The organism is Sphingobium nicotianae (genome assembly GCF_018603885.1).
Classification (GTDB): domain Bacteria; phylum Pseudomonadota; class Alphaproteobacteria; order Sphingomonadales; family Sphingomonadaceae; genus Sphingobium; species Sphingobium nicotianae.
Genome location: NZ_JAHGAW010000016.1, coordinates 1 through 15,710, shown reverse-complemented (window position 1 = coordinate 15,710; position 15,710 = coordinate 1). Strand labels below are relative to the sequence as shown.

Genomic DNA, 15,710 nt, shown 5'->3' with positions numbered 1-15,710 from the left:
GCGCCTGCGCGCGCCGGCGGCATAAGTCCTTCCGTTCGTGTCGAGCGAAGTCGAGACACGGTCAGCGCTGTCCTTGCGTGTCTCGACTTCGCTCGACACGAACGGAAGGGAATTTCAGCGGCGCTTTTTCTTGACCGTCGCCTCGCGCCCACCCGCCGCCGCTTGACGATATGCGGCCTCCTCCCCACTCTTCGCCCGAGCCGCGAGTCCGGCCAGACATCAGGGAGAGGTCCGTGCGTCATAAAGGTCATGCCATCCTCGCGCGCGTCGTCGCGCTTTTCGCCTTCGCCGCCCTCGCCAGCCCCGCGGCCGCGCAGCAATGCGATCGCGCCTGCCTCACCGCGCTGCTCACCCAATATGTCGACGCACTCGTCGCCCATGACCCTTCCAGGCTGCCGCTCGCACCCAGCGTCCGCTTCACCGAGGATTCGAAGGACCTGAAGCTCGGCGAGGGCCTGTGGAAGACCGTCACCGCCAGGGGCGGCTTCCGCCAGGATTATCTCGACACGACCCGCCAGACTGCCGTTGCCCATGTGCAGCTCTGGGAAGACAAGACGCAGGCGCTCTATTCGGTGCTGCTGCATGTCAAGGATAGCAAGATCGCCGGCATCGAGACGCTGGTGCAGCGCGTCACGACCGACGGGCGCTTCCAGCCGACCGAACTCGGCGCGCCGATCAAGGGGATGAACACGCCCATCCTCGCCGGCAGGAAGATGAGCCGCGCCGAGATGATCAAGGTCGCGCTTGGCTATCCCGAGGGATTGCGCATCGGCAATTTCACCGATGGCGGCACCAAATTCGCCCCGGAAACCTATCGCGTCGAGAATGGCGTGATCACGGCGGGCGCCGGCTGCGGACGGGCGGATTGCGGCATGTATGCCCAGCACATCATGCTCCACCCCTCGATCATCGCCAATGTCGCGGCGGTCGATGAGGAGAATGGCGTCGTCGTGCTGTGGATGAACTTCGGCTATACGGACAGCTATGGACCGGGCAATGCGCTGGTGACCTTCGAGGCTTTCAAGATCTGGGGCGGCCAGATCCATTCCATCCTCGCCTTCTTCAAGCCGTTGCCGCTGGCGACATCGCGCAACTGGACGAGCTCGGACGAGGTACCGCGCAAGGAATGATCGAGGACCGGTACGAAAGCTTCGCGCAGCTCGCCGCGCAGGAAGTCGAGGGAACGGACTATCGCATCAGCGCCTTCGCGCGCCGGGAGGATGTGCTGATCCTCGCGCCGCATGGCGGCTATATCGAACCCAGCACCTCCGCCGTCGCAAGCGCCATCGCCGGAGAGGATCTGTCGCTCTATCTGTTCGAGGGATTGCGCGAGGAGCGGCGACATCGCGAGCTTCACATCACGTCCCGCAACTTCGACGAGCCCGGCGCGCTCGCCCTGGCCGCGAAGGCCGACAGGATCGTCTCCGTCCATGGCCGCCGCAACCGCGATGATCCGGAGGCCGTCTGGCTCGGCGGGCTCGATCTGGAGAATCGGGACCGGATCCAGGCGCAACTGGAGCGGGCCGGATTCGAAGCGCGCAATCCGGGACGCCTCTTCTCCGCGCTTGATCCCCGCAACATCTGCAATCGCGGCAGGCGGGACCAGGGCGTTCAGATGGAAATGCCGCGCGGGCTGCGCGATCTGCTCATTCGGGACCTCATGAGAATGGCGGCCTTCGCCGAGGCGATCCGGTCCGCCATCGTCTGACCCGGGTCTTACCCCGCCACCAGCTCCGCGCTTTGCGTCTCGGCGATCCAGCCGCCGCCGAGCACCCGGTCGCCCGCATACAGCACTGCCGCCTGTCCCGGCGCGACGCCATATTCCGGCGCGTCGAAAACCAGCCGCTCGCCCTCGAGCCGTGCCGGCACCGGCCGCGCCATCGAGCGCACCTTGGCCGTGAGCGGCCCGGCATGATCGCCGCCCAGCCAGTTGATCTCCTCCAGCCGCGCGCCGCGCACGGCGAGCGCCGCCTTCGGCCCGACGATCACCCGCTTCGCGTCCGCCTCCAGCCGTACCACATAGAGCGGCTCGGCCTGCCCCCCGATCTCCAGCCCCCGGCGCTGGCCGACCGTATAATGGATGAGGCCCTTGTGCGGACCGAGCACGCGCCCGTCGACATGGACGATTTCGCCGGCATCGTCCGCGTCCGGCCGCAGCTTGCGCACGACCCGCGCATAGTCGCCGTCGGGCACGAAGCAGATGTCCTGGCTGTCCGGCTTGAGCGCGACGCCGAGGCCGAGCTCCGCCGCGATCGCGCGCACGGCGGGCTTCTCCATGCCGCCGAGCGGGAAGCGCAGATAGTCGAGCTGCGGCTGCGTCGTCGCGAACAGGAAGTAGCTCTGGTCGCGCGCCGGATCGATCGCGCGGTGCAGCTCCGCGTTCTGTGCTCCCATCACCCGTCGCACATAATGGCCGGTCGCGAGGCAGTCCGCCGCCAGATCGCGCGCCAGCGCGAACAGATCGGTGAACTTGACGCCCATATTGCAGCGGACGCAGGGAATCGGCGTGCGCCCGGCCAGATATTCGTCGGCGAAGCGCTCCATCACCGAGTCTCGGAAACGGCTTTCATAATCAAAGACATAGTGTGCGATCCCCAGCCGGTCGGCGACCGCGCGCGCATCGCGAATATCCTGCCCCGCGCAGCAGCTTCCCGTCCGCCCGACCGCCGCGCCATGATCGTAGAGCTGGAGCGTTACGCCGATCGTCTCGGCGCCCGTGCGCGCGGCCAGAGCGGCCACCACGCTCGAGTCGACTCCGCCGGACATGGCGACCACGATCCGCTTGCCGGAAAGATTTGCGCCGAGTTGAAAAAGATCGTCCATCGCCGGCCATATAGGGACTGGCGGCTCGCCCGGCCAGCAAAACGCCCATCCTGGGACAGATTGGCACATCCTGGGACAGATTTCAGGCCCCGCCGTTAACCCGCCCTAACAAGGGATGACCGCGGCTTTTACGCCGACTTATCCTTTGTCCGATATCAGCATGGCCATGGGCATGAATGCGCCATTCGATGATCAGGGACTGCCCCTTAATCTGGCAGGCGGACGCGGCACCCGGATTCCGGACCTGCATCTGCTGCTCGCTGTCCACGCAGCGCGCCAGGCGACGGGAACAACCGTCCGGCTCGTCCGCGATCGCGACCTTCCGGTCGTGAGCGGGGACGAGGCGGGCCGGATGGCCCTGATCTTCGCTTCGAAGACGCATCCGGCCGCTCTCAAGCGAGCGGCGGGATCGTTCAACGCGGCGGTGGCGACACAATTGGCGATGGGGACGGATGGTGAAAGCGCAGTTTACCTTGGGACTTAGCCAAGGAGCAAACCTTCGCTGTCACCACCAGCATACAAAGATCGTGTGAAGCCGATCCCATCGGTGAATGAGGACAAAAATGATCGAGAACCAGAAGATTCGCCCCTCTCAAGTCGTCGGACCCCTCGGGGAGCCGTTGACGATCGAGTCGCTTCCCGCGCCCGGCACCACCCGCTGGGTCGTGCGCCGCAAGGCGGAAGTCGTCGCGGCCGTCAATGGCGGCCTGCTGACCGTCGATGAGGCTTGCGAGCGCTATGCGCTGACGCTCGAGGAGTTTGCCGGCTGGCAGCGCGCGGTCGATCGGTCGGGCATGCCCGGGCTGCGGGTCACACGCATCCAGCACTATAAATCGCTTTACGAGCGCCAGCAGCGCTATTGATCACCCAGCAAGACCGGGGCGGGCTTCTGCGGTAGCCCGCCCCGAACCTTGCCAGCGACCGAAGACGGCGCCCCTTGTCGGGCGCCGTTTTTCATTGTGATGGGCGGCAGGGAGCCTCCGGCCATCCCGGCTCGCATCGGCGCGAGATCAGGCGGCGGACTTGGCCGCGCCGATATGCTTCAATGCCTCGCGCTTGCTCAGTCCGCTCAGCTGCGCCTCGTGCCGCGCGACATACGCCGCGACCCAGGCCGGATCGGTGCGGGCATATTGCCGCAGCGCCCAGCCGATCGCCTTGCGGAGGAAAAATTCCTTCGAATCCAGCGAGGGCGCGATGCAGGCTTCCAGCAGATCGAGATCGGTCGCGCTTTTGGCGCCAAGCTGGCAGAGAATCGCGCTGCGTCGCTTCCACATATCCGGGTCGACCGCCCAGTCCAGCATCGCCGCCTTCATCGCCACCGGCTCGGCCCGGAGGATCGCGAGCAATCGCTGCCCGGCGATCGTATCGACATAGTCCCACCAGGCGCCGGTGACGATCATCTCCTCATACATGCCGAGCGCATCCATCCGCTGGAACCCGCGCGCGGCGCGGATCCCGGTCAGCGCGATCGCCGCATAGCGCTCCTCGCGGACTTTCGCGCCGCGCCAGAGCGCCAGCACATCGGCCTGCCAGGCCGCGCTATCGGCATAGGCGAGGTCCGCGAACACCGCCTTGCACACCGCCGCCAGTGGCACGGCCGGGACGCCCAGATAAGGCATGGCCGACTTCATATAGGCCTGCATCGCCGGCGCCCGCGCGGGCTCGGCGATCGCCGACAGTGCTTCCAGAACCCGTGCTCGCAAAGCCGTCATGCAATTCGCGAACTGGCGGGCGCGTGGACGGCGGCCTTCTCCAGCACGACGATGCTGTCATGAATGTGGATGCCGGGACAGGCGTTGCTGATCTGGGGATGCTGCATGCCCTCGTCATGATACCAGTGGTGCATGTCGTCCATGAGCTCGCCCACGAAGCGGAAGAAATTCTGCGGTGTCCAATAGCCGCCGCCGTGCATCTTCCAGTAAGCCGTGTGGAGATCCTCGATCATGTAGAGACCGCCCTCGCTCACATGCGGAAACAGGCAGTCGAGCGAGGTGCGGATATGCTTCATGACGTGACTGCCGTCATCGAGCACGACATCGACCCCACCCATTTCCGCGACGACGTCGGCGAGGAATTTGGGATCGTCCTGCGACCCGATCCGCACCTGCCCCGCCTGTCCGTCGAACCGGCGGCAATCCTCATTGATGTCGATCCCGAAGATGATCGCATCCGGCCCGAAATAGCGCCGCCAGATCTGCAGGCTGCCGCCCTTGCTCACGCCGATCTCGAGAAAGCGGAGCGGCGTGTCGCCGCGATTCTCCGCCCGGAAGCGCGAGAGATAGCGATCGTAGAGCGGCAGATAATGATGCCATTTATGGACGATATTGTCCGGATTGCTGACGAAGATGTCGAGCAGATCGCCCGACCAGCCATATTTGCGCTCGATGTCCTCGCGGACGCTGCCTGGCCCTTTGAACGCATATTCGTCCGCGCTGCGCCACACCGGCTTGACCAGCCGCTGCGGCAGGCGCGCGGCGATTTTTCCCTTCAACTTCCGAAAATTCATGCGAGACTCCTGCACCGGTGGACTGGACCGTCGGGATGCATGCGACCTTTTCTCGTTGAAACCGCGCCACGGCCAGGGGCGCGCCGCCGAGCCTAACCGAAGAACAGGTTTCAAGGAAGCCTTCGCACTCGCAGCATGAACGACATCCCGGCGATCATCGCGGCCGGCAGCCAGATCAGGGTCAATTCCGACCAGACCGTTTCCAATCCCCGTTCGCTGAAGAAGCGCGCGCCGATCGGCGAGACGCGGATCGGATGCCAGGGGAGGAAGTAGCGCGTCGTGTCGAACGGCCAGAGCAGCATGACGCCCTGCCCGCCGTCGGTGAGCATATCGAGCAGCGGATGCGACGCGATGCAGGCGAGGAGGAACAGCCAGGCGGGAAAACTCCGCGCCGGCCGCCAGAACAGGGCGACAATCCCGGCCATCAGCGCGGCGAAGACGAACGAATGGGTGAAGCCGCGATGGCCCCATTCGCTCGCATAACCGATGCCGAAGCGAAAGCCGATCACGTCGAGATCGGGCAGCATCGCCAGCAGCGCGCCGGCCATGGCAAGCCGTGCCGATACGCGCCGACGCCCCGTGATCGCGCCGGCCGCGAGCGGGATCAGGGCATGGCTGAAGATCGTCGGCATCCCGCCTTTCTGCCCGCGCGCTCAGGCTGGGCCAAGCCGCATCAATAGCCCAGCGTCAGGCCGAGCGAGACATATTTCGGCCCGGCATTGGCCTTGATCGCGACCTTGGGCAGCAGTGGCATCGCGATCGTCGCATAAGGGCGCGGATCATCGGCGCTGAAGCGCACGCCCGCGCCGATCCGCGCCGTCATGGGCAGCGCGACGGTCGCTTCGATGCGGCCGTACAGATCCGTGTCGCCGTCGCGGATATAGACGCCCGCGCCCGGCGTGAGGCGAAACCCAGCGATGCCAAGCGCATAGCCCGCGCCGATCTCGGTCCCCCAGCCGCCATTGGCGCGCGCATAATCGGCTTCCGCGCCGATCCCCTCGGCCTGGGCCGGCGCCGTGGCGAGGCCGAGCGCCAGCATGAAGCCGAGCGCCGATGCGATACGAAATGTCATGATGTTTCAGTCTCCGAGCCGTTGACGCTCGGGCTAGGGCGCGGCGATCACGGCGGCAACGGTCCGGGAGGCAGGGCGAATCCGATCCGCGACGAGGCGAATCGGGAGCGGAGATTTCACATCGCGCCGTGGCGCCTTGTGGCGCCGGGTAAAGCCGGCAAGCGTCCCCCGGACGCTCGCTATTGCGGCTCTACTCCCACTCGATCGTCCCCGGCGGCTTGGACGTGAAATCGTAGACCACCCGGTTGATGCCCTTGACCTCGTTGATGATCCGCGTCGCGACCGCCGAGAGGAAGGCCGCCTCGAACGGATAGATGTCCGCCGTCATGCCGTCGGTCGACGTCACCGCGCGCAGGGCGAGCACATTGTCATAGGTGCGATAGTCGCCCATCACGCCGACCGTGCGCACCGGCAGCAGCACCGCGAAGGCCTGCCAGATGGCGTCGTAGAGCCCCGCGTTGCGAATCTCCTCGAGATAGATGGCGTCGGCCTTGCGCAGAATGTCGCAGCGCTCCTGCGTCACTTCGCCCGGGATGCGGATGGCGAGGCCGGGCCCCGGGAAGGGATGGCGTCCGACGAACACGTCCGGCAGACCCAGCTCCTTGCCGAGCGCGCGCACCTCGTCCTTGAACAGCTCGCGCAACGGCTCGACCAGCTGCATGTTCATCCGCTCGGGCAGGCCGCCGACATTGTGGTGGCTCTTGATCGTCACCGAAGGCCCGCCGGTGAAGCTCACGCTCTCGATCACGTCCGGATAGAGCGTCCCCTGCGCCAGGAAATCCGCGCCGCCGATCTTCTTCGCTTCCGCCTCGAACAGGTCGATGAACGCCTTGCCGATGAACTTGCGCTTCGCCTCCGGATCGGTGACGCCGGCCAGCCCGCCCAGGAACATCTCGCTCGCGTCCACATGGACGAGCGGGATATTGTAATGGCCCTTGAACAGGCTCACCACCTGCTCCGCCTCGCCCAGCCGCATCAGGCCATGATCGACGAAGACGCAGGTGAGCTGGTGCCCGATCGCCTCGTGGATCAGCACCGCGGCGACCGCGCTGTCGACCCCGCCCGAGAGCCCGCAGATCACCCGCCCGGACCCGACCTGTTCGCGAATTTCCTTGATCTTGGTCGCGCGGAACTCGGCCATCGTCCAGTCGCCCGCGCAGCCGCAGACATGGCGCACGAAATTGGCAATCAGCCGCGCGCCGTCGGGCGTGTGCATCACCTCGGGATGGAACTGGGTGCCGTAGAAGCGCCGCTCGTCGTCGGCGATCACCGCGAAGGGCGCCCCGTCCGAGATGGCGACGATGCGGAAGCCGGGCGCGAACCGCGTCACCTTGTCGCCATGGCTCATCCACACCTGATGCCGCTCGCCGACCTTCCACAGGCCGTCGAACAGCACGCATTCCTCGGTGACGGTCAGGAAGGCGCGGCCGAACTCGCCGCCCTCGCCGGTCTCGTGCCCCGGCTTCACCTCGCCGCCGAGCTGGTGGCTCATCACCTGCTGGCCGTAGCAAATGCCCAGGACCGGCACGCCCGCCTCGAACAGGCTCTGCGGCGCGCGGGGCGATCCTTCCTCCGGCACCCCGGCGGGCGATCCGGAGAGGATGATCCCGCTCGGCTTCATCCGCTCGAACGCGGCCTGCGCCTGAGTGAACGGGGCGATCTCGCTATAGACGCCGGCCTCGCGCACGCGCCGGGCGATGAGCTGCGTCACCTGGCTGCCGAAATCGACGATCAGGATGGAGTCGGGATGGGAGGAGTTGCTGGCTGACATGGCGAGCGGATAATGGACACCCGCCCGCCTGTCCATACGCGCCTTGGGCATGGCCGGCGACGGCGACATTTTTTCCGCGGCGGCCCCGTGCCCGTAACCGTCCCGGACAGGGCCGACCGCGATTGACCATCGCCTGCCCGCGTGGCCTGCCGCACGATGGTCCTTGGGCAAATTCGTTGCCTCCGCCCATTGGCGGCTATCCGAAGATGTCGCCCGAAAGCGGACAGTCAGGACGCGACGACTTTTCGGACATTTAGTTCCTCCCCGAGCTTGTCTCGGGGAGGGGGACCACCCGAAGGGTGGTGGAGGGAAAATGGACCGGCCTTCCGCCTTCGGCGGCCCCTCCACCGCTTCGCGGTCCCCCTCCCCAAGACAAGCTTGGGGAGGAATAGATGCGTCAGCTTCCCACCCCATACCGGACTTCGCCCAACGCGCTGGCATCCTCGCCATCCGGCGCGTAGGATGCGGCGATAACGGTAGCGGAGCAGGGGAGCGACCGATGAGCGACATCACGATCCGCCTCGACGGCCTGATCTTCTGCCTCATCGTGATCGCGAGCGGCGCCGTCCTGACCCTGCTCGCCCTGGGGTTTGCCGCTCATGCGAGATGGGGAAGCGGCGACCGGCAACGGTCGGCCAGGATCGCACGGGCCTGCACCCTCGGCGTCGGCGCCTGTCTGCTCACCTTCGCGGCACTGGTCGTCTATCTGAACAGCGTCTCGACGCCGGTCACCGGTCCGGACTGGACCGACTGGGCCGCCCTGCCCTGGTGCCTGATCCTGATCGGCGTGCTGGTCCGGCTCGCGCGCAGCCCGGCCCGCTGAGGCTCATTTCTTCGCTTCGAGGCTCTTCACCGCCGCCAGCGTGTTCTTGACATGCTCGCGATAGTCGAGCGCGCTGTGCACATAGACGATGTTGCCGGCCTTGCTGATCACATAGGAGGTGCGGTCGGTCTTGCCGGCGAAGCGCGGGTCGGGGAGCTTGAGCGCCACGTCATAGCCCGAGATGACGGCGGGGCCGGCCGATGCGACCGCGAACTTGTTGCGGCACACTTCGGTGGAGAATTGGGCGAGCTTGTCGACCGGGTCGGCCGACATGCCGATCACCGTCGCGCCATGCGCCTTGAACTCGTCGGACATGTCGGCGAATTCCTTCGCCTCCGCCGTGCAGCCGGGGGTGAACGCCGCCGGGAAGAAATAGAGCACGACCGGTCCCTTCTTGAGCTGCGTGCTGAGCTTCAGATTGAAGATCTTGCCGCCCAGCGCGCCGCGCGTCTCGAAGTCAGGCGCCTTGGCCCCCACGGCCAGCGCGGCATGGGCGCCGCTCGCGATGATGAGCCCGGCGAGCGCGCTCGCGGCTGCAATCCATGCCTTGGTCTTCATGGGGTTTCTCCTGGGTCCGGGGGTCAGTCTTGCCCTGAAACTCAGTCTGCCACAGAAGGTCTTGGCCCGCCAGCCCTCTCCGGCTACGAGCGGCCATGGTGATCGCCCGCCTCGCCCTCACCGATTTCCGCAATCATGCCGCCGCGCTGATCACGCCCGACGTGGCGATGATCGTGCTCTCGGGCGAGAATGGCGCGGGCAAGACCAACATTCTCGAGGCCGTCTCGCTCTTGGCGCCCGGGCGCGGCCTGCGCGGCGCTGCGCTGCGCGACATGGCGCGGCAGGGAGGGCCGGGCGGCTTCGCGGTCTCCGCCCGGATCGGCGACACACAGGTCGGCACCGGCACGGAGCCGGACGCGCCGGACAAGCGCCAGGTGCGCATCGACGGCAGGACCGCCTCGGCCAATGCGCTCTCGGCATTGCTCGCGGTAAGCTGGCTGACCCCGGCGATGGACCGGCTGTTCCTGGAGAGCCCGGGCGGGCGGCGGCGCTTCCTCGACCGGCTGGTGCTGGCGCAGGACCCCGCGCACGCCATGCACAGCGTCCGCTACGAGGCGGCGATGCGCGCGCGCAACAGCCTGCTCGCCGACGAGCGGCCGCCCGACCCCGCCTGGCTCGGCGCGCTCGAGGCGCAGATGGCCGAGCATGGCGCGGCGATCGACGCGGCACGGCGCGCGCTGGTCGCGGCGCTCGCGCAGCAGATCGACGAGAGCGCGCAGAGCCTGTTCGCGCGGCCGGGGCTGGCGCTGACGGGATGGGACGGCGACGAGGCGGCACTGCGCGATGCCCTCGCCACCGGCCGCTCACGCGACAAGGCGGCGGGGCGGACGCTCGCCGGACCGCACCGCGCCGATCTCCTCGTGCGCCACCTCGCCAAGGATCAGGACGCCGCGCTTTGCTCGACCGGCGAGCAGAAGGCGCTGCTGCTCAGCATCATCCTCGCCCATGCCGAGCTCGTCCGGTCGATCAGCGGGCGGCCGCTCGTCATCCTGCTCGACGAAGTGGCCGCGCATCTCGATCCGGTCCGGCGCGGCGCCCTGTTCGATCGCCTGCGCGCCACCGGCGGCCAGGTATGGATGACGGGGACCGAGGCCAGCCTGTTCGAGGGGATCGGCGCGGCGACGCGGCTGGTCGTCGAGAATGGACGGATCAGCCCGGCCTAGAGGCTGTCCTGTGTAAATCAGCGCGCCTGCAAAAGCAGGAGCCTGGGCTGCGCTGACAAATTCGAACGACGGCTATCCAGCATTTCCTCCCGGAAGCCGACAGTCAGGACGCGACGACGTTGTTGCCCTTCCTAAAGACTTTAAAACGCTCCGGAAGCAGTCGTTGACGGTTTAGGCGCCGCCATGCAGAATGGGCTATGGTCGGCATGTGGCTCCTAATTCTGGTTTCGGGCGGGATGGCAGCTTTCATGATGAACCGACTGTATGTCGGCCTCTCCGCACAAAGCATCAATGTAAGAGGCCAGACCTACACTCGCAGTCATGATCCATTCCAGTATTGGCTGACGATGGGGATGGCTGTGTTCGGATTTTGTTTTGGAGCGTTCATCTTAATCGCCTCAACCGGCCTGCTAGGGTAGCCTGAACAATCGTCTGATCTTGCGCCTTATCTGTTGCAAACCGGACCGTCCGCTCCCCACCCCGTTCTTGCCATATCGGCTGGTCAGCCACCGACGCCATTGCAGACATTCAATGTTTACAGGTGAAGGATAGCATAGCGGGATGTTTATCCGCTTCGTCATCGGCGAAATTGACCCCCGCTCAGGAAGGCGGCGGGGCGTGTTTCATGCGGGGAACGCATTGGCGCACAGCACTGATATAACAGCTCACGATGTGCAGAGGCTTCAGGACGCCTTTGATTGGTTCAATGATCATCTGCCACATCCAAATCGCTTCTCGCTATCGGCGAAGCCTAATCGTAAGGCGCAAGCGTTGAGCTGGTTTCGGGCAACGGCGGTCGAGTACATCGCGAGGATGCGCGATTACACACAGGTGCTCGGCGAAAACGGTTTGGAGACCGAGGTGCTGAAAACGCGGCGGCCGGGGTTCATCGTCTACCAAGACGAGTTTCAAGTGGTCGCATATCCCTTCGCCGACACGCCCACCTAGGACTGATGTCCGCTTCCCACGATCCTTTTGACATCCAGCCGCACTGACGCGCCGCTCGAAAGGCGTCATTCGCCCGGTCCGGACTTTGTCCCGCGCGACCCATGACCCGACGGCGGTTCATATCGCCCTGGGCTCCGGCCTGCGCGGGAGCACTGGTTCTGCCAGACCGGGATAAGTTCTGGAATTTGGAACCCTCCGCGACGGGACGCGGCATGGCGCGATCCGGGAGAAAGGGGTCCCGCCGCTCAGTCCGGCGTCGCCGCGGCGACCAGCTCCTCGGCCGCGCGCTGGCCGGCCAATGCCTTGCGCGTGAGCGCGGTCGGTGCCGGCCGATAGCCGGCGACGAGCTGATCCGCCCGCGCCTTGTCCTGCGCCGACATCTTCGCCTCGAAAGCCGTCAGCCAGGCCCGTTGCTTCGCGTCACCGCCATCGGTCATCCGCAGCGCGAGCGTGAAATAGGCGTCGGTCGTCGCCGCGTCCTTCGGAATGCCTGCCGCGCCGTTGTGGATCGAGGCGTAGATGCGCAAGGCGTCCGGCCAGCCTTGTGCCGCCGCCTGCGCGATCCAGCCCAGCGCGGTATTGAAATCGCTTTTCTCGCCATAGAGGATACCGACATCCTGCTGGGCGAGCGCATAGCCCGCCTCCGCGGCGACCAGCTTGTACTTGAGGGCGAGCGCGTCATCTTCCTTGACCAGCCCTTCGCCCTGCCCGTCATAGTAACAGCCGAGCTTGTAGGCGCCGAGCGGATCGCCGAGTTCCGCCGATTTGCGGAAGGCGTCCAGCGCCTTCGCCTTATCCTGTGGCACCCCGTTGCCGAGATGATAGGCCATTCCCAGATGATAGCTCGCCTCACCGTTGCCGGCGGCGGCCATCTTCTCGAGCGCGGCCACGAGCGCGGCGGGATCGGGAGCCGCGGCGCCGTTCTGCGCGGCCGCTTGGGCGGCGGGTTTGTCCTGATTGTCCTGCGCGGCATTCGCGCCGCCGCAGTCCGCGAGCAACAGCCCGGCGGCAGCCAGCGCGGCGAATAGCGGAACCCTAGCTCGCGTCATCCCCCGCGCTTTCGGCAGGCGCAGCCCCTTGCGCCGTATCGAGGAACCAGGCTTCGACCTCGCCATTGAGCTTGATCGTCAGCGGCTGGCCGTGCCGGTCGCGGCTCTTGCCCGCGGCGACGCGGATCCAGCCCTCGGAAATGCTGTATTCCTCGACGTCGGTGCGCTCGCGGCCCTTGAAGCGGATGCCGATGCCGCGCTGGAGCGTCTCCATGTCGAAATGGGGACTGCGCGCATTGGTGGAGAGGCGATCGGGCGGCGTGTCTGATGGCGTATTGGACATGGCCGAACGCCTAGCCCCACCACCGATCCGCCGTCAACGCCTCTCCATCAGCTTCCGGGCAGCAAGTCTTACCGGCAGACGCGGACGCGGGTGCGCTCATGGCGCCAGCCGTCATACTGCCACTCGGTCCAGCAGCGGGTCCGATAGCCGCCGCCATAGCCGTTCCAGCCGCGACGATTGTCGTAGCGGTCGTAGCGGTTCGGAATGCCGTCATGGTCGCGGTCCCACCGGCGATGGTCGCGGCGATAATCGCGATAATCACGATAATCCCCGCGATAGCCGTCGCGATAGCTGATCGAAACGGTGGTGCCGGCCTCGGCCGCGGTGGCCGGAAGGACGCCCAGCGTGGTAACGGCCAGCGCGGCCGCTGCGATGCTCTTGGTCAGGTTCATCATACATCTCCACTTGATGTTCAGGCAGCGCGGCCTTCGCTCGCCTGTGATATCGGGGTAACGCGCGGCGCCTGAACCTGTGGCGAATGGGCCGTTCATCGCGCGGCCAGCTACGGCGAACCGGTCAGCCGGCGCGATCGGGCGACAGGCGAGCGATGCGGGCGCGCCGTGTTAAACGGCTATTCAGCGCTCCCCGCCTAGGTGCCTTTTGCATGCCTCCCCGCCGAGTCCTCCTTGCCCTCTCCCTGTTCGCCGCGGCGCTGACGACGCCCGCATCGCTCCTCGCGCAGGCAGGAAAGACGGACTGGAATGCCGTCGGTCAGCGCCTGCTGCGCGACATGCAGCGCGCCGGCGAGGATGCGGCGGGCGAGGCGCTCGCGCAGTGGATCTGGGCCTCGCGGCGCGACGCGCTATCCGCCGGCGTCCAGCCCATGCCGCAGGCGATCCGCGCGCGGCTCCGGGGCTATTTCCCCGACGCGCTGCTGGCGCGGGTGCGCTACCGGATCGGCAACGGCCATGATCTCAGCCTCCAGACCAATGCCTTCAAGGGCAATGCGGTGGCGATCACCTTGGGCGACGTCATCCTGTTCCGCCCCGATGCCGCTCTGCTCGCCGACGCGCGCCTGTGGGCGCACGAGCTCACCCATGTGCAGCAATATGACCGCTGGGGCGTGCGCGGCTTCGCGCGGCGCTACACGCTCGATCATGTCGGCGTGGAGCGCGAGGCGGAGGCGGGCGCCGCGCGCTATGCGCAAGCCAACAAGGCGCGGCCGGGCAACTGAGGCGCCCCGACCGGCGGCTCAGACCGGGCAGTTCGCCGGCCGTCGGATCGCGCGACCCTCCCCGCGCGGGCGATAGAAAAGCTGCGTGCGCCCGTCGCCCAGCGGCAGGCAGGTCGCGAGCGCATAGTCGCGGCGCAATGCCCGATCGACCACGGCCTGGGTCGCGGCATTGCCGAAGCGGCTGTGCGGCCACTCGTCGACCACCACGGCGGGGCGGCTCGCCATGATGCGGGCGACCTCCCGCGCCGGATCGACGCCGATCGCCGCGGGATTGCGCTCGTCATGCATGTCGAGGCTGCCGGGGAAGGCCCAGCGGCTCGGCAGGCAGCTGTGGGTCAGCATGTAGAGCGCCGGATAGCCCGAATAGACGAAGATGCAGCGGCCGGGCGCCGGGCGTGCGGCAGCGGCCGCCAGCGCCGCCTCCGCGCCGCCGCCACGCCGCGCCTCATGATCGCGCAGCACGATCTGGCTCATGACGAAGCTCAGCCCGACCAGCGCCAGCGTCACCCGCTCGCGGCGCGGCGGCGCATCGAACAGGGGCGCCAGCAGCACGCAGATCGGCAGCAGCAGCGGGATCGCATAGTGCGGGCTGTTGAAGCGGAAATAGCCGAGCACGGCCAGCAGGCAGACGAGGAACCAGCCCTGGACGAAGCGCGTCGCCGCGTCCGCCGGCGGGATCATGCCGCGCGCATGGCCGAAGGCCAGGAGAATGCCGAGCGGCGAGAGGATGGCGATGATCTCGGCCAGGTCGCGCAGCTGCACGCCCAGCGGATTGCGCTCCTGCGCCATGGCGCTCAGCACATTGCAGAAGAGGAAGGCGTCGGCATGGCCCATCGCGGCATAGGCGCCGAACACCAGCGCGGTCGGCAGCATCGCCGCGCCGATCCACAGCGAGGCGGACAGCGCGAGCGAGCCGGCGGACGCGCCCTGCCGATGCGCGATCCACAGCAGCGCGCAGCCGAAATAAATGCCCTCGGCCGCCACGCAGGGCTTGATCTCGATCGCGAGGCCGATCGCCAGCATCGCCGCCGTGCCGAGCCGGCGCACGTCGCCCGGCCGGTCGATCGCGCGCACGACCAGCATCGCGGCGCCGACCATGAACAGGTCGTAGAAGACCGGCGACTGGCCCCCTTCCCCGCCCATGAACTGATGCCACAGCACGAACAGGCAGGCCGCGACGGTGGCGCCGAACATCCCCGTCCGCCGCCGCGCGAGGTGGAAGACGCCCAGTGCCGTCGCGGCGAGGAAGGCCAGCGCGACCAGCTTGTAGGCGAGGAAGCCGTCGCCCGGCAGCAGCCGCGCCCCGGCATAGATCAGGAACAGGCCGATCGGCTTGCGGTCGAACATGTCGACATAGGGCAAGGCGCCGTGGAGCATCCGGTCGCCGACGAGCAGATAGAATTGCTCGTCATACTAGGCCGGATCGACATTCAGGATTTCCAAAAGGTCTGATCGCTGATTCATAGGGCTCCGTGTTGGAACGCGGAGCGGACGATGGGTAACAAGCGTTACGAGTTGAACGATGCGCAGTGGGCGAAGA

Annotated in this window: 19 protein-coding genes; 8 read left to right on the top strand and 11 right to left on the bottom strand. The window is 66.8% G+C overall.

Translation table 11 applies throughout. From position 1 onward, the window contains the following. Positions 1 to 233 precede the first annotated feature (233 nt). The gene (locus KK488_RS19970) at positions 234 to 1,130 is read left to right on the top strand and encodes a DUF8021 domain-containing protein (protein ID WP_214625483.1); all 897 of its coding nucleotides are present in this window, start codon (positions 234 to 236) and stop codon (positions 1,128 to 1,130) included. Further along, complete coding sequence (locus KK488_RS19965) at positions 1,127 to 1,708, top strand: poly-gamma-glutamate hydrolase family protein (protein ID WP_214625482.1); 582 nt, start codon at positions 1,127 to 1,129, stop codon at positions 1,706 to 1,708. Before KK488_RS19970 ends, KK488_RS19965 begins: the two co-directional genes overlap by 4 nt. A gap of 8 nt (positions 1,709 to 1,716) precedes the next feature. On the opposite strand, the gene mnmA is transcribed toward KK488_RS19965, so the two are convergent. After that, a complete protein-coding gene (mnmA, locus tag KK488_RS19960; RefSeq protein WP_214625481.1) occupies positions 1,717 to 2,823 on the bottom strand; it encodes a tRNA 2-thiouridine(34) synthase MnmA in 1,107 nt (368 codons plus the stop codon). Positions 2,824 to 2,989: 166 nt separating this feature from the next. On the opposite strand from mnmA, the gene KK488_RS19955 reads away from it, so the two are divergent. Together KK488_RS19955 and sciP are read left to right on the top strand one after the other, a co-directional pair. Then, positions 2,990 to 3,307: a hypothetical protein gene (locus tag KK488_RS19955; RefSeq protein ID WP_214625480.1), complete on the top strand. Its 318-nt coding sequence runs from the start codon at positions 2,990 to 2,992 to the stop codon at positions 3,305 to 3,307. Positions 3,308 to 3,386: 79 nt separating this feature from the next. Further along, the gene (sciP, locus tag KK488_RS19950) at positions 3,387 to 3,686 is read left to right on the top strand and encodes a CtrA inhibitor SciP (RefSeq protein WP_214625479.1); all 300 of its coding nucleotides are present in this window, start codon (positions 3,387 to 3,389) and stop codon (positions 3,684 to 3,686) included. A 147-nt stretch (positions 3,687 to 3,833) separates the two neighbouring features. Here the strand turns inward: sciP and KK488_RS19945 are convergent, their stop codons facing one another. The 5 genes from KK488_RS19945 to guaA all read right to left on the bottom strand — a co-directional run bounded on the left by KK488_RS19945 (position 3,834) and on the right by guaA (position 8,172). Next, entirely contained in the window at positions 3,834 to 4,535 is a 702-nt protein-coding gene (locus KK488_RS19945; RefSeq protein WP_214625478.1) for a DNA alkylation repair protein, read from the bottom strand. Next, on the bottom strand, positions 4,532 to 5,329 hold the full coding sequence (locus tag KK488_RS19940; protein ID WP_214625477.1) for a class I SAM-dependent methyltransferase: 798 nt from the start codon (positions 5,327 to 5,329) through the stop codon (positions 4,532 to 4,534). Before KK488_RS19940 ends, KK488_RS19945 begins: the two co-directional genes overlap by 4 nt. Before the next feature lie 110 nt (positions 5,330 to 5,439). Next, the gene (locus KK488_RS19935; RefSeq protein WP_214625476.1) at positions 5,440 to 5,961 is read right to left on the bottom strand and encodes a metal-dependent hydrolase; all 522 of its coding nucleotides are present in this window, start codon (positions 5,959 to 5,961) and stop codon (positions 5,440 to 5,442) included. Positions 5,962 to 6,002: 41 nt separating this feature from the next. Continuing rightward, the gene (locus KK488_RS19930; protein WP_214625557.1) at positions 6,003 to 6,368 is read right to left on the bottom strand and encodes a hypothetical protein; all 366 of its coding nucleotides are present in this window, start codon (positions 6,366 to 6,368) and stop codon (positions 6,003 to 6,005) included. A gap of 223 nt (positions 6,369 to 6,591) precedes the next feature. Continuing rightward, positions 6,592 to 8,172: a glutamine-hydrolyzing GMP synthase gene (guaA, locus tag KK488_RS19925; RefSeq protein ID WP_214625475.1), complete on the bottom strand. Its 1,581-nt coding sequence runs from the start codon at positions 8,170 to 8,172 to the stop codon at positions 6,592 to 6,594. A 499-nt stretch (positions 8,173 to 8,671) separates the two neighbouring features. Between guaA and KK488_RS19920 the strand changes: the two genes are divergently transcribed. Further along, positions 8,672 to 8,995: a hypothetical protein gene (locus KK488_RS19920; protein WP_214625474.1), complete on the top strand. Its 324-nt coding sequence runs from the start codon at positions 8,672 to 8,674 to the stop codon at positions 8,993 to 8,995. A gap of 3 nt (positions 8,996 to 8,998) precedes the next feature. Here the strand turns inward: KK488_RS19920 and KK488_RS19915 are convergent, their stop codons facing one another. Continuing rightward, complete coding sequence (locus KK488_RS19915; RefSeq protein ID WP_214625473.1) at positions 8,999 to 9,553, bottom strand: peroxiredoxin; 555 nt, start codon at positions 9,551 to 9,553, stop codon at positions 8,999 to 9,001. Between the two features lie 98 nt (positions 9,554 to 9,651). Here KK488_RS19915 and recF point away from each other — a divergent pair, with 98 nt between their 5' ends. Both recF and KK488_RS19905 read left to right on the top strand, forming a co-directional pair. Next, positions 9,652 to 10,716, top strand: coding sequence for a DNA replication/repair protein RecF (gene recF, locus KK488_RS19910; protein ID WP_214625556.1), 1,065 nt, complete (start codon positions 9,652 to 9,654; stop codon positions 10,714 to 10,716). A 561-nt stretch (positions 10,717 to 11,277) separates the two neighbouring features. Further along, a complete protein-coding gene (locus KK488_RS19905; protein ID WP_214625472.1) occupies positions 11,278 to 11,664 on the top strand; it encodes a hypothetical protein in 387 nt (128 codons plus the stop codon). A 245-nt stretch (positions 11,665 to 11,909) separates the two neighbouring features. Here KK488_RS19905 and KK488_RS19900 read toward each other — a convergent pair whose 3' ends face one another. The 3 genes from KK488_RS19900 to KK488_RS19890 form a co-directional block, all read right to left on the bottom strand. Further along, positions 11,910 to 12,713, bottom strand: a complete 804-nt coding sequence (locus KK488_RS19900) for a tetratricopeptide repeat protein (RefSeq protein ID WP_214625471.1) — start codon at positions 12,711 to 12,713, stop codon at positions 11,910 to 11,912. Next, positions 12,700 to 12,996 carry a DUF3297 family protein gene (locus KK488_RS19895; RefSeq protein WP_214625470.1) on the bottom strand — a complete coding sequence of 99 codons (297 nt, stop codon included), beginning with the start codon at positions 12,994 to 12,996 and terminating at the stop codon, positions 12,700 to 12,702. The genes KK488_RS19900 and KK488_RS19895 overlap by 14 nt, the downstream gene beginning before the upstream one ends. Positions 12,997 to 13,064: 68 nt before the next feature. Continuing rightward, entirely contained in the window at positions 13,065 to 13,388 is a 324-nt protein-coding gene (locus KK488_RS19890; RefSeq protein ID WP_214625469.1) for a hypothetical protein, read from the bottom strand. Positions 13,389 to 13,600: 212 nt separating this feature from the next. Here KK488_RS19890 and KK488_RS19885 point away from each other — a divergent pair, with 212 nt between their 5' ends. Next, complete coding sequence (locus KK488_RS19885) at positions 13,601 to 14,170, top strand: eCIS core domain-containing protein (RefSeq protein ID WP_214625468.1); 570 nt, start codon at positions 13,601 to 13,603, stop codon at positions 14,168 to 14,170. A gap of 18 nt (positions 14,171 to 14,188) precedes the next feature. Here KK488_RS19885 and KK488_RS19880 read toward each other — a convergent pair whose 3' ends face one another. Continuing rightward, the gene (locus KK488_RS19880; protein WP_214625467.1) at positions 14,189 to 15,547 is read right to left on the bottom strand and encodes a hypothetical protein; all 1,359 of its coding nucleotides are present in this window, start codon (positions 15,545 to 15,547) and stop codon (positions 14,189 to 14,191) included. Positions 15,548 to 15,710: the final 163 nt, after the last annotated feature.